The sequence below is a fragment of the uncultured Thomasclavelia sp. genome (assembly GCF_944324745.1).
Taxonomy (GTDB): domain Bacteria; phylum Bacillota_I; class Bacilli_A; order Erysipelotrichales; family Coprobacillaceae; genus Thomasclavelia.
The window spans coordinates 1-14272 of sequence record NZ_CALUXO010000088.1 but is presented as its reverse complement, the minus strand read 5'-3'; the positions used below and the strand labels follow the sequence as shown (position 1 = coordinate 14272).

The 14272-nt window shown below is 30.2% G+C and carries 13 protein-coding genes and 1 pseudogene; 13 read left to right on the top strand and 1 reads right to left on the bottom strand.

Annotation, left to right across the window (positions count from 1 at the left end; translation table 11 throughout):
* From Q0K54_RS12595 to Q0K54_RS12580, 4 genes and pseudogenes are all read left to right on the top strand, one after another.
* Positions 1 to 581, top strand: a pseudogene (locus Q0K54_RS12595) (hypothetical protein); the annotation flags it as partial.
* A 291-nt stretch (positions 582 to 872) separates the two neighbouring features.
* Positions 873 to 1592 (top strand): Tim44-like domain-containing protein, encoded by a 720-nt coding sequence (locus Q0K54_RS12590; protein ID WP_294581744.1) that lies wholly within the window; start codon positions 873 to 875, stop codon positions 1590 to 1592.
* Between the two features lie 10 nt (positions 1593 to 1602).
* Positions 1603 to 2400, top strand: coding sequence for a Cof-type HAD-IIB family hydrolase (locus Q0K54_RS12585; RefSeq protein WP_294581741.1), 798 nt, complete (start codon positions 1603 to 1605; stop codon positions 2398 to 2400).
* A 25-nt stretch (positions 2401 to 2425) separates the two neighbouring features.
* Positions 2426 to 5650 carry an SNF2-related protein gene (locus Q0K54_RS12580; protein ID WP_294581739.1) on the top strand — a complete coding sequence of 1075 codons (3225 nt, stop codon included), beginning with the start codon at positions 2426 to 2428 and terminating at the stop codon, positions 5648 to 5650.
* Positions 5651 to 5680: 30 nt separating this feature from the next.
* Here the strand turns inward: Q0K54_RS12580 and Q0K54_RS12575 are convergent, their stop codons facing one another.
* Positions 5681 to 6556, bottom strand: coding sequence for a MurR/RpiR family transcriptional regulator (locus Q0K54_RS12575; protein WP_294581737.1), 876 nt, complete (start codon positions 6554 to 6556; stop codon positions 5681 to 5683).
* 162 nt (positions 6557 to 6718) lie between these two features.
* Between Q0K54_RS12575 and Q0K54_RS12570 the strand changes: the two genes are divergently transcribed.
* The 9 genes from Q0K54_RS12570 to Q0K54_RS12530 all read left to right on the top strand — a co-directional run bounded on the left by Q0K54_RS12570 (position 6719) and on the right by Q0K54_RS12530 (position 14130).
* Complete coding sequence (locus tag Q0K54_RS12570) at positions 6719 to 7201, top strand: DUF6198 family protein (protein WP_294581736.1); 483 nt, start codon at positions 6719 to 6721, stop codon at positions 7199 to 7201.
* 143 nt (positions 7202 to 7344) lie between these two features.
* Entirely contained in the window at positions 7345 to 8109 is a 765-nt protein-coding gene (locus tag Q0K54_RS12565) for an EFR1 family ferrodoxin (RefSeq protein WP_294581734.1), read from the top strand.
* 57 nt (positions 8110 to 8166) lie between these two features.
* A complete protein-coding gene (locus Q0K54_RS12560; RefSeq protein ID WP_294581732.1) occupies positions 8167 to 9069 on the top strand; it encodes an NAD-dependent epimerase/dehydratase family protein in 903 nt (300 codons plus the stop codon).
* Between the two features lie 84 nt (positions 9070 to 9153).
* Positions 9154 to 10314 (top strand): diguanylate cyclase, encoded by a 1161-nt coding sequence (locus Q0K54_RS12555; RefSeq protein WP_294581731.1) that lies wholly within the window; start codon positions 9154 to 9156, stop codon positions 10312 to 10314.
* Between the two features lie 162 nt (positions 10315 to 10476).
* Positions 10477 to 11151, top strand: a complete 675-nt coding sequence (locus Q0K54_RS12550; RefSeq protein WP_294581729.1) for a hemolysin III family protein — start codon at positions 10477 to 10479, stop codon at positions 11149 to 11151.
* Between the two features lie 98 nt (positions 11152 to 11249).
* A complete protein-coding gene (locus tag Q0K54_RS12545; RefSeq protein WP_294581727.1) occupies positions 11250 to 11672 on the top strand; it encodes a MarR family winged helix-turn-helix transcriptional regulator in 423 nt (140 codons plus the stop codon).
* Between the two features lie 78 nt (positions 11673 to 11750).
* Positions 11751 to 12419 carry a hydrolase gene (locus tag Q0K54_RS12540; RefSeq protein ID WP_294581725.1) on the top strand — a complete coding sequence of 223 codons (669 nt, stop codon included), beginning with the start codon at positions 11751 to 11753 and terminating at the stop codon, positions 12417 to 12419.
* A 214-nt stretch (positions 12420 to 12633) separates the two neighbouring features.
* Positions 12634 to 13476, top strand: coding sequence for a DMT family transporter (locus Q0K54_RS12535; RefSeq protein WP_294581723.1), 843 nt, complete (start codon positions 12634 to 12636; stop codon positions 13474 to 13476).
* A gap of 69 nt (positions 13477 to 13545) precedes the next feature.
* On the top strand, positions 13546 to 14130 hold the full coding sequence (locus Q0K54_RS12530; RefSeq protein ID WP_294581721.1) for an HdeD family acid-resistance protein: 585 nt from the start codon (positions 13546 to 13548) through the stop codon (positions 14128 to 14130).
* The last annotated feature ends 142 nt before the right edge of the window (positions 14131 to 14272 follow it).

Genomic DNA, 14272 nt, shown 5'->3' with positions numbered 1-14272 from the left:
GTGAATATCGCTGGAATACTAAAAGTGATCTATATAGCTATTTTGATGTTTTAGATGATGAAAAGAAAGCCATAAGCAATTATAAGGTGTTTACTTTAAATATCTTAGATATTGATTATCATGTATTTAAAGAGAAAAGCAATTATGATTTAATAAAAATAATTCAACTGATTTATAAATTCAAAAAGGATCCAGAAAAGTTAAAGGGGATAATCATTGATCAAGATATTGCAATCATCGTAGCCAGTATCGTTGATGAAGAAGATGATGTATTAAAGAAAATTGTACTAAAACAAGGAGGTAGAGTAGATATGTGTGAATCATTAAGAGAATTTTATGCTGATGGTATAAGAGAAGGATATGATAATGGTATAAAAGAAGGATATGATAAAGGATACGGTAGCGGAACAAAAAAAGAGAGTATTAAAAAGACCAAACAACTATTTAAACACTTTTATCCTAATGAAGATAGTTCTATTATTGATAATTTAACTACGGAACAATGTGATCAAATTTTTCCAATGATTCTCGATAATAGATCACTTGAAGATATTACAGAACTAGCTTACAATAAGGCCTAATAATTATTTTGATGGACCAAGTTTATTTTAAACGTGGTTTTATTATAATATTAATTAATAATTAGCTGAGTGGATAATTGATCAACAAAACACTTGCCTTGAAGTTGGGTTTAACATATATAATGAATTCGTAGCCAAATAATGATACCAATTATTATACCCAATCAGCCCAAAATGATTATTTGGCTACATAATGGTAGAGTTTTCTACCATTTTTGTTTTTTTATGGACAAGTTTATTCGATATTTAATTATTTAACTATTTAGTATAAAATAGATACAGGTGATAATTATGGGGAAAAAAGTTATAATCGTTTTATTAATATTACTAGTATTAACACCATTTCCGGTCTTTGCTCGAGCTGGTGGTGGTTCTAGTGGTGGCTCTGGAGGTTCTGGTGGTTCTGGCAGTTCTAGTAGTCGTCATATTCATGGTTCGGGTGAGTATAATCGAAATCCCATTGTTCGAGTAGCTAGTTATCTTGGTTTTGGCAGTATCTTAGTGGCAACTGGTGGACTGGTTGTTTATAAACGTCGTAAATATGCGATGAATTTACATCGTGACGCTAAAGAACAACTGGATATTTTAGATGATCAGGATATTTTCTGGAATGAAAGGGATATTAAAAAGAAAGTTGAGCATTGTTATTATGTAATTCAAGAAGCCTGGTCAAAACAGGATTTAGATACTTTAAATAAATATTTGACGCCATCTTTATACGAGGCATGGATTATTAAATTAAATTGGCAAAAGTATAAAGGACAAAGAAATGTCTTGAAATCGATAAAATTATTAAAACATGATGTAGTTAGTTTGTATGATAGTGAAAATGATGATGAGGATTATTTCTGGGTTTATATTGAAGGAAAAATGGATGATCGAATGATTGATGATCAAAATCAGATTATTGAAAGCAACAATGATACATTTGTAGAATATTGGAAGTTTTTAAGAGACGGAGAAGAAATAAAATTAGATATGATTTTACAGCAGGATGAATTTGAAAAATAGGAGATTAAAAATGAAGATTGCTTTTTTTGATATTGACGGTACTTTAATAGATGTAGCTAATAATTTGGCAAAACCAACTGCTAGAACATTGTCGGCATTAAAAGAATTTCAAAAACAGGGCAATAAAATTGTTATTGCTACAGCTAGAGGTGAAGTACCTGATAGTTTAAAGGAAATTGATTTTGATGGTTATATATGTAGTGATGGCCATTATATTCGTTATAATAATGAAGTACTGGTTGATCAATTATTTGATGCTACAATGGTAGCTAAGCAGCTGCAAGTTTATCAAAATTATCAAGGACGGGCCATGTTTTATGGACATGAAGGTAGCTGGTGTGCTTGTTTAGATGATAAATTAGTTATTAAGCATCGGTTGATGTTTCAAGGAACTGCTAAGCGACCAGAAGGGGTTTATGAACAGTTTAATAATCAAGATGTTAAGGCAATTAGCTGTTGTGTATTATTTGATGATGTTGAAAAAATGTGGGCTGCTTATCACGAGTTAGAAAATGATTTTACTATTGTTCCTTATGATAGTGGCTTGATTCGGATGGATGTATATTGTCAGGGATTTACTAAAGGGACCGCCTGTCAGTATTTATATCAAAAATTAGAAGTAGATTATGAGGATACTTATGCTTATGGCGATGGGGTTAATGATATAGAAATGCTTAAGTTAGTAAAACACGGGATTGCTATGGCTAATGGAGTAACGGCATTAAAAGAAGTAGCCAGTGAAATAACAGCAGCTGTAATCGATGATGGAATTGCATTGAGTTTTAAAAAACATTTTAATATTGGTTAAGTATTCAGTTTGATGGGAGGCAAAAATGTTAATTACAGACAAAGAATTAAAAAGGGTCGTCAATGATAATCGCAATCTTAGTACTGGAAGAGTCTATTATACTAAAGATTATGTTAAAAAGATTAATATTCTTCCCCAAAAAGGTGATTTTTTAATAGAAGGAGTAGTTAATAATAATTTCTATGAAGATCGATGTGAAATTCTGGTATCCAATGATAATAAGATAATTGATTATAATTGTGATTGTTATTGGTGTGATGAGGATTCAGCGTGCGGTCATGTTGCGGCAACATTATTGAAGGTGCAGGAATTATCACCCGATTTTTTTCCATTTGAATATGAAAACAAAGTTGAAGATGAAGAGGATGATTTTTTAAAACGACTATTTAAATTTCAAGAAAAGCAAGAAGAGATTCGACTTAGTAGTGAAATGGATTTAACTAGAAATCTAATCGATAATTTCAAGGAATCTAAAAAACAAGAATTTGCCATGATCAGCCAGGAAAAAAAGAATATTCAGGTTTTAATTTATGCTGATGAGTATCCATTTTTAAAATTTAAAGTCGGAAATGATCAAATGTATATGATTAGAAGTATCGATTCATTTTTAAGTGCAATTGATAATCATGAGACAATTCGATATGGTAAAAATTTGAAGTTTGTTCATGATCAAGTTGCTTTTAGCGAAGAGGCATTAACGATAATTGCTTTGATGGAAAACTATATTCTAGAACGTGAGAATCATTACATGGATATCTGGTATGGTTTAAAAAATGAATTGGAGATTCATGATTTTAATGTTGATAGAGTTTATGAGACCTTATCTAATTTACAAACTACTAATCGTCATTTAAAGTTATTTGAAATTGAACAATTAATTAAATTAAGAATTAGTGATCAAACTAAATACTATACGTTAGAATTAGATGATTTTAATGGTGTTTGTGGTAAAAATGCAATCTATCTATTTGATGAAAATACGATAATGAAAATTAATTTAGATTCTCGTGGTAAAGCAGTAGAGTTTATTAAATGGTGTTTAAAAAAAGAAAAGTTGTTGCTAGCTAAAGATGACGTAGAAGCTTTTAATAAATATATTTTTAATGATATTAGAAAATATTTTGAAATTGAAGGAATAAGTTTACCAAATAGTGAAGTAAATGATGAAATATTAACGTTATATGGGGATATTGATGATAATGATTTGGTAAAAGTGTTTTTAGAAAGTAAACAGGGAAATCAGACTATTTATAGTTTTGATCATGACAACCAGTCTACTTCTGTTAATTTTGAATTGATAGAAGACTATTTAACAAATATGGCTGATCATATTGATAAAAATGAACACAGTGCTTATTTTGATTTGGATAAAGAAAATACGTTTACTTTTTTGGAACAGGGATTACCTTTTTTAACTAACTATTGTCAAATCATGGTTAGTGATGCTTTGGCTAATATCGGTCGAAAAACTAATTATTCGATTACCGTTGGAGTCAGTATAGAAAATAATCTTTTAGAAATTGATGTCGATAGTATTGATATTCCTAAAGAAGAATTAGCCAATGTTTTAAATTCATATCATCGTAAAAAGAAGTTTCATCGCTTAAAAAATGGTCAATTACTAAATCTTGAATCTGATGAGCTGGCTCAATTAGATAAATTAATGGATGATTATCACTTGAGTCCTAAAATGTTGGATGATGGGCAAGTAACTATGGATATTTATCGGGCTTTTAGTATTGATGAACAGGCTGATAATAGCACCTACTTACAATTCAATCGCTCTGAGACATTTAAAGATGTTATTAACAATTTTAGAAATATCCAAAATCAAACTTTTACATTATCAAAACATTATCAAGAAATTTTACGTGATTATCAAAAATTTGGATATCAATGGTTGCAGTTACTAAGCAGTTATGGTTTTGGTGGGGTTTTAGCTGATGATATGGGACTAGGAAAGACATTACAAGTTATTGCTTTACTTGATGAAAATCGGCGTCCTGGAACAACTAGTTTGGTTGTTTGCCCTTCATCCTTGTTATTAAACTGGAATGACGAGGTTCATAAATTTTCGGATGTATTAACTTGTCAATGTGTTCATGGTGACTTAAAAAAGCGTAAGTTAGCTATTAGTCAGTTTGGTCAGGTTGATCTTTTGATTACAACTTATGATTATATACGGCGTGATGTTCAATGGTATGAAGATTATGAGTTTGAATATGTTATTTTAGACGAGGCACAATATATAAAAAATCCTAAAACTAAAAATGCAACTGCAGTAAAATCGCTAAAAGCTAAACATCGTTTTGCTTTAACTGGAACCCCGATTGAAAACTCATTAGCTGAATTATGGTCGATCTTTGATTTCTTGATGCCTAATTATCTATTTAACTATCATTATTTTCAAACGACTTATGAAACGCCGATTGTTAAAAATAAAGATGAAGAAAAACAAGCAAAATTAAAAAAGCTAGTTAGCCCATTTATTTTACGAAGAAATAAACAGGAAGTATTGACGGAATTACCAGAGAAAATTGAAAAAACATTAGTTATAGAATTTAATCAAGAAGAAGAAAAAATCTATTTAGCTAATTTAATGCAGGTAAATAAAGAACTACAAGAAAAAGTTCAAGCTGAAAAAGTTGATCGAATCATGGTTTTAGCGATGTTGACACGATTAAGACAAATTTGCTGCGAACCTCGCTTGATTTATGACAATATCACTAGTATTTCTTCAAAATTAGCTGGTTGTCTAGATTTAATCAGAAATTTCCAGGGAAATAATCAAAAAGTGCTATTATTTTCTTCGTTTACTTCGATGCTGGATTTAATTAGTGATGAATTAGATAAAGAAAGAATTTCTTATTATAAATTAGTTGGTTCAACTAAAAAAGAACAGCGCCATCAGCTAGTTGAACAATTTCAAAATGATGATACTACTGTCTTTTTAATTTCTTTAAAAGCCGGTGGAACTGGCTTGAATTTAACGGCTGCCGAAGCAGTAATTCATTTTGACCCATGGTGGAATGTATCAGCGCAAAATCAGGCGACCGATCGTGCTTATCGTATTGGTCAGGAAAATAAAGTAACGGTCTATAAACTAGTAATGAAAAATAGTGTTGAAGAAAAGATTTTACAGTTACAAGAAATGAAGAAAAATCTGGCTGATAGTTTTGTTGAAAATAATCAAGGCACGATTACTAATATGTCAACTGATGAAATCATTGATCTGTTTAAAATTGATTAATAATAAAGGGCCAGCTTCAAATCTGGTCCTTTATTGATTGATTTTGGTGTTGGAGGAAAATCTTCCAAATTCAATCGTTTTATTCATCTCAATTGTTTTATCAAGATTTTCTTGATAATTTAAATTAAAATAACAGCTATATAAAATGTCTAAAACGGTATGAATACTTTGTCTAGATGAATAAGAATTAATTTTACTATGAATATTTTCACGTGTACTCAAATAAAGATTGACATCACTATATTGATTAATTGTGTTATCACCAATACCAGCAATCGTAATCATGGGAATATTTCGTTTATTTAAATTTTGACAAGCTTTAACAACCGGTTTTGTTTCTCCGCTATAAGAGATAATAATCGCTAGATCATTAGAAGTTAAATTATATGTTTGGAAAACTTGTTCAATTGGATCTAAACAAAATTCAATAGCAACACCAATGCGTTTCATAGCATATGAAAACTCTTGACCAGCCAGATAGGACATACTGGTGCCAAAAAGATAAATTGTTTGACTGCTTTGCATTAATGAAATGGCTTTTTGCAGGCAATCGTGATTGATCAAAGCTAAAGTGTCATCGATAGTTTCTTTTTGTAATGTAGCAATTTTATTGGCAATTTGGATGATATTATCTTGTTTAGTAAAAGGGGTATTGGCATCAATTGCTTGAAAGTGACTATTTAAATATTGACGCTCTAGACAAAAATCTTTTTTAAACTCATTCCAGCCACTATAACCAAGTTTTTTAGCAAAGACAATCAATGCAGCTGGAGAAACATAGATAGTTTGAGCAATCTGTTTGATAGTATATTTCGCGATTTGATCTTGATTTTGTAAAATGAAGTCTTTAATTATTTTTTCATTGCTGCTAAGTTTTACAATTTCCATTTTTTGGATAATTAACATTTTGATCACCTGATTTAATTATACATGACAAATAATATTTAATGAATATTAAAGATTATATTGCTTTTTTTTAAATCGCGTTTAAACTTCAGAGTAAATCATAGCAATCTCTGAGATCTTTTGTATAATAAAACTTATAAATAAGAAAACGGAGATGAAAAGATGGTAAAAAGATTTGTAATATTTTTGATCGGAATGAATGTTCTGGCAATTGGTATAATTTTAAATACTAAATCAATGCTGGGGGTTGGCTCAATTAATACGATTCCATATGCTTTATCGCAAATTATGGAAATTAGTTTAGGAACAGTAACGACTGGTGTATATTTGGTATTTATTATAATACAGTTAATATTATTAAAGAAATTAGATTTAAAGATTATCTTTCAACTACCTTTTTCATTTGCATTTGGTTTTATAATTGATTTTTATGATCTTTTTTTAAACTTTGTACCTAATAATCTATTACAACAGATTATTTTATTGGTCTTTGCAATTCTTTTAACAGCGTTAGGAGCTTTTTTAATGATTATTGGCGATATTGTTTTGAATCCTTCTGATGGAATCGTTAATACAATTAGTAAGGTATTAGATAAAGATTATGGATTAATAAAAAATATCGTTGATATTGTGATGATTTGTTAAACAGTAGTGATTTGTTTAGTGACGAAAGGTTATATTATAGCGATTGGAATTGGAACAGTTTTATCAGCAGTATTTATTGGAAGATGCATGGCTGTTTATCAGTGGCTTTATAATAAATATATAATTAAAAGTTGAGGTAAAAAATGAAGACAGGTTTATATTACTTTTCAGCAACAGGGAATTCTTTAACTAGTGCTAAGATTCTAAAAGAACAATTAAATGGTGATTGCGAAATAATTTCGATACCTTCATTAAAAAAACAACCCGAGGTTGCCGTAAAATATCAGCGTGTTGGGTTTGTTTTTCCCATTTATTATGGAGATATGCCTAATCTAGTTAGACAGGTAATTTCAAAAATGACTTTTGAAAAGGGGGCATATATTTTTTTAGTTGCAACATATCGCGGACATCCAGGTGATATTGCAAAACGATTAGATGATTTACTACGTCAAAGAAATGCTAGTTTATCATTGAATTTGGGGTTAAGTATGCCGGGTAACAGTTATTTAAGTACTGAAGAACAAATGAAAGAAACACTAGCTAATCAAGTTAGTAATCTAAAAATAATTGCTCAAAAAATTGATCAGGGAATCAAAGAAGATTATTCATCTTTACCAGAGGTAGCACCATCGGCTGTTTTTAAAGCTTCGAATATGCGAGGGATTAAAGCCGATGAAAATTGTATTGGATGTGGAATTTGTGCTAGAGTCTGTCCAATGGATAATATAAAGATCGTTGATAAAAAGGCGGTTATTGGTGATAATTGCATTACTTGTTTAGCTTGTTTTCACTGGTGTCCTCAAGAAGCAATTTATATGAGCAAGGAAAAAGATATCGAGCGACGGTTTAAGTATCATCATCCTGATGTAACTTTAAAAGATATTATTGATGCCAAGAAAAGTAAATAATTAAAATTCCCTTTATTTTATGACTAATGTATAATGGTCTAAAAGGGGGATTTTTTTATGCGTTTATTAATAAGTGGTGGAACTGTTTTTGTCAGTAAATATCTGACTAAATATTTTATTGAAAAAAATCATGAAGTCTATGTTTTAAATCGGGGAACGCGTCAACAGGTACCAGGAGCTAATTTAATTAAAGCTGATCGACATCAGCTAAAAAATCAGTTAAAAAATTATCATTTCGATGCAGTAATTGATGTATGTGCTTATAATCAAAATGATGTCAGGGATTTATTAAAGGCGTTAAACTCTTTTGATAATTATCTTTTAATCAGTTCAAGTGCAGTATATCCAAAAACAAATCCACAGCCATTTAGTGAAGAACAGGATGTTGGATATAATACGATCTGGCAAGATTATGGTATTAATAAAATAAAAGCAGAACAAGAATTGTTGAGCCAGGTTCTTAATGCTTATATCATTCGACCAGCTTATATTTATGGGCCGATGCAAAATATTTACCGCGAACCGTTTGTTTTTGAGTGTGCTTTAAAGAAAAGAAAGTTTTATATACCAAATGATGGTTCCATGAAGCTGCAATTTATCCATGTCGATGATATTGCTAGAATGATTGAAAAGATTATTACATCACAACCTTCAAATCAGGTATTTAACGCCGGTAATCGAGAACTAGTAAGTATCAAAGAGTTTGTATCTCTTTGTTATCAAATTGTAAATACCCCTTTAGAAATTATTAATGTTTATGATGATAGTATTGATCAACGTCAATATTTCAGTTTTTATAATTATCAGTATTGCCTTGATGTTACTAAACAAGATCAATTAATTGGTGAAACGGTTTCTTTAAAAAAAGGATTGGAAGAATCATTTGCCTATTATCTTGATCATCAAGATGAAGTTATTAAGAAAAATTATCTTGAATTTATTGATCGTAATTTACAATAAATTACTTATGGGCAGTTTTATCTGATAGAATTTAATGTTATTATAAACATGTAGTTAAAAAATGTTATCTAGGAAGGTGTTACGATGAAATTAATACCGTTATTTAAAAAAATACAATTAAATAAAGTTCAAGAAGCCGAATATCGTCATAGTTTGGATAATGAAATAAAAAAATATTTATGGATTATTGTCATTTTGATTTTATTTTTTGAATTATATAATATGTTTTACGTTGGATTCTATACTAATTTTGCTTTTCATACAGTAGCTAGTCAAGTATATATGAGTTTATATAGTGTGATGATTTTGATATGTGTTTTTGGATTGCTAGTGATATTCTGGCGTAAAAAAAATGGGAAAAGTGTTCTCAGGTTTCAATATCTTTTTGTTTTGTTTCTGCTTATTTGGTCATTAGTAGTGACAGTTTATGATAACCGGGTATCTAATAATATTAATGTTTATATTATTAGTTTACTTGGAATTGCGGCTTTAACCTATTTACCACCAAAAGTCTTCGTGCCTTTATATGTTATTGGAAATGCGTTATTAATAGGAGGAATAAATTATATTTATCCGGTTGATTTTAATATTCATTATAGTTCTTATGTTAATAGTGTTTCATTAACGATAATTGCTCTGTTTGTCAGCTATTATCGCTATCAGTCAACTAGACAGGCCTTTTTAAATAATTATATAATTCGTGAAAAAAATAAAATGATCATTGAAAATAGTGCTCGATTGGATTTTGTAGCTCATCATGATTCGTTGACTAAGTTATTAAATCGTCGTTATTTAAACAAATATTTAGATACCCTATATCAAAAAAATGTTCATTTTCCTCAAAAAACCGGGGTATTGATGATTGATATTGATGATTTTAAAAAATATAATGATTTTTTTGGTCATGTTAAAGGTGATAGCTGTTTGGAAAGAGTGGCCAATGCATTGACACTTTGTTTGACTGAAGGGGTATTAATTCGTTATGGTGGTGAAGAATTTGTTTATATTATCGAAAATACTACCAACAATAAATTGCAGATAATTGGTGATGAATTATGTAAGGCAGTTGCTCGTTTGGATTTAAAAGTACCGCCAAATGTAGCCCGTAAATATTTGACGATTAGTATCGGAGGCTGTATTGGCATTGTTAAGGATGAAGAAGCATGGCTTGATATTTTAAGTCAGGCTGATCAGGCTTTATATCAGGCTAAGAAAAAAGGAAAAAATAAATGTATTTGTGATTAAACAGTATCAATTTGATGCTGTTTAATGCTTAAAAAGATCTTTTTCGTCAAGAAAATCTAACTAAGTTAATATAAAAGATATATAAGATAATTATACTTATAATTATTCTTGAAAAAGTAACTGAAAAGTACTATATTCATTTATAATGATTGGAGGGTTTTGATGAAAAGAACAAAACTAGATGATCGCATTTTACCTCAATATACTAGAGGTGAAGAAATCTTCAATATGGTTACTCATATTGTCGGAAGTGCTTTTGGAATAGCTGTTTTAGTTTTATGTATTGTTTTTGCGGCAATTCATCGTAATGGCTATGGAATCGCTTCGGGAATTATTTATGGGGTATCAATGATCCTGCTTTATACTATGAGTAGTATTTATCACGGATTGCCAGCTGGTCGTAAAAGTAAAAAAGTATTTCAAATCATGGATCATTGTACGATCTTTGTTTTGATTGCGGGAACTTATACTCCGGTTCTGCTTTGTTCAATACGTCCAATTGATCCTTTTTGGGCTTGGGTTATTTTTGCAGTAGTATGGGGTTGCACTGTTATCGGAATTATTTTAAATGCTATTGATATTAAAAAGTTTGCTACCTTTTCTATGATTTGTTATTTGGCGATGGGCTGGTGTATTGTTTTTAGAATTAACTTATTACCGGCAGCGGTTGGAATGAATGGAATATATTTATTAGTTGCTGGGGGCTTAGCTTATACAATTGGAACTATTTTTTATGGTTTACAAAAGAAACATCGCTATATGCATAGTATTTGGCATTTATGGATCTTGCTTGGAAGTGCGTTGCATTTTTTATGTATTATTTTATATGTTATTTAAAGGTCAGATTTGGCCTTTTTTTATTTTATAGTTGACAAAGTTTTTTGACAAGAATATAATCACTAATGAAAATAGGTAAAAACGTTAGGAGAATAGCAATGGATTATGAACAAATGGCTGATGAGTTAGTTAGAATGCGTTTAAGCCAACCTCAAGTTAAAATCGAACGGGAAATGGCAAAATCTACTAAAGGAGAAGCCTGGTTACTAGGATATTTGATTGAACATCATAATCACGCTTATCCCAAAGAATTAAGTAAGGGGATGTTGGCTAGTACGGCTAGAATCGCTGTAATGCTTAATAATTTAGAAAAGAAAGGTTATATTAGTCGTCAGGTCGATCCTAATGATAATCGTCAAATAGTGGTATCTTTAACTTCTGAAGGTTTACAAATCTGTCAAAAGTTTCGTGACAAGATCAAACAACATATTATTTTTCTGTTTGAACAGCTAGGTGAAAAAGATGCCAAAGAGTACTTGAGGTTGCAAAAAAAGATTCTAGAAATTTATTCTCGTGATTGATCCCACCATAAGTGGGATTTAATAAAAAGTAATTAGCTAACGATTTTACTAAAAAAGATAGTTAAAGGAAGTGTAGATATGAAAGAAAATAGTACAAATATGCCACGTATTGAAAGTAAACTTAGACATAATATTTTAAAAATGCCTAAAGAAGCCTACGGTGCCAGTGGTATTGTCGTAAATGGAAGAAGAATTAAAACATTTGTCTTTACAACTGATATTGCAATCATTCGTAATTGTGATGCCGATGCAGTATTTGCGGTTTATCCATTTACGCCCCAACAAGCCATCAGTGATGCCATAATTAAAAATTCTTATATTCCAGTTTTTTGTGGTGTTGGTGGTGGAACAACCAAGGGCTTAAGAACGGTTGGTTTAGCAAAAGATGTTGAGTCACAAGGAGCGATGGGAGTGGTATTAAATGCACCAATCTCTAATATCAATTTAGCGACAATCTCTAAGAGCGTGGATATTCCAATAATCATAACGATTACCAATAGTGATACCGATATTGGCAAACGGTTAGAAGCTGGGGCATCAATTTTAAATGTTGCTGGAGGGATTAATACTCCAGAAATCGTAGCGAAAATCCGCCAAGAATATCCTGAGGTCCCAATTATTGCTACTGGTGGAAAAACTGGTGAAAGTATTCAAAAAACTATTGCGGCTGGTGCTAATGCTATTACGATAACACCACCTTCAACACAAGAGTTATTTAAAGATATGATGAATGAATATCGTCAATAGGACTGGAGATGATTTGATGAGTTTTATTGCAATTATCTTATATGGTTTAAAAGAGGTATTTGATTATCTTACTGGTCAAAAGAATAATTATGATTTAATAAAAAATAATCAATCGTAGATGTGTTTATTCCTCTTTATGATCTCTTGTTTTACTTTTTGACTAATCTATTATATCATGTAGATAAATTATTATTAAAACAGGGAGAATAATTGAGTGAAAAAAGAAATTTTATCATTACATTTTGCAGTAATGTTATTCGGACTAGCTGGTGTGATTGGTAAGTTTGTATCGCTTCCGGCTATCTTGGTAACTTTGGGTCGGGTATTTTTTTCGGCTTTGTTTTTACTGGTAATAATTTTATTTAAACGGGAATCAATTAAGTTAAAACGCCGTGATTATTTAATTATTACTTTAGCAGCAATTACTATGGCAGTTCACTGGTTTACTTTTTTACAGTCAATTCAAGTGGCAACAGTCGCAATTGGAACGATTACATTTGCAACATTTCCACTATTTGTGACCTTTTTAGAGCCACTTATTTATCATGAACGATTGGAACTAAAAAATGTAGTCATTGCTTTATTAATGCTTTTTGGAGTAATTTTGACAGTTCCGGAATTTTCTTTAGGAAATCAAATGACAGTTGGGATTGTTATTGGAATGATTAGCTCTTTTAGTTATGCTGTTTTATGTTTATTTAATCGTTATTTATCATCAAGCTATCATGGTAGTGTAGTTTGTTTTTATGAGCAGATGATTGCTACGATTGTTTTATTGCCAGCTTTCTTTATTGTAAAAAGTAGTATTAGTAGTATTGATTTAATCGCAATTATTTTTATGGGGATAGTTTGTACAGCAATTGCCCATACTATTTATATTAATAGTTTAAAAAAAGTAAAAGTTCAAACAGCGGGTATTATTTCTGGAATGGAAAGTATTTATAGTATTATTTTTGCTTTTATTTTATTACACGAAACATTAAATACTAAAGTATTATTAGGTGGTTTAGTAATTTTAATGACTTCATTGTATGCCTCAGTGAAAAAAGATGCTTAGATTATATAAGTAAAAAGTTCATATCTGGTTAAATTTACTTTCATATAATATCATAAAGAAGGTGATTTTATGTTTAGATTCAATAATGAATATGAAAATCAAATAATTAGTCGCTGGAATAAAAAAGTTCGTTCAATGCGAATAATTGGTGGGCTTGTTGGTTTATTAATGATTATTGGGGCTATATTATTAATAGTTTATCCATTTGAATCAGTTAATATGATTGGAAAAGTGATTGGTTTTGTTTTTTGGATTCTAGGAATATATCGAATTGTTGATTATTTAGTAACACCATCATATTTGAGATATCCAGGAAATTTATTGATGAGCTGTCTTTATTTGTTGATTGGTCTAGTATTTTTGACCTCTCCATTAGCGATGACGATGAACACGGTGGCCTGGATCTTAGCGTTAGTGTTATTAGTATATGGAATTAATCGGTTGATGTTTACGCATCGTTTAAATGGATTTGGAGTAAATAATTATGGCTGGGTCAGTATTAGTGGTATTTTAAGTGTGATTTTGGCAATTATTTTTTTGATAGCACCAATGCTATTAACTTTAATTATTAATTATGTTGCTGCTGGTTATTTGGTTTTTAGTGGTTTGATGTTATTAGTCGAAGCACTTTCAATGAAAGATTTAAGAATATAAATGAGAGAAGAAAAATCTTCTCCAATGTCGTCAATTTAAGAAGATAAAAGGATATGTTTAGCTAATTAAGTATCTGATCATATCCTTTTCGTGTTTGAAAACGCTAAAAAAGCGTATAAATATCCCTTGATTTTTGATGATT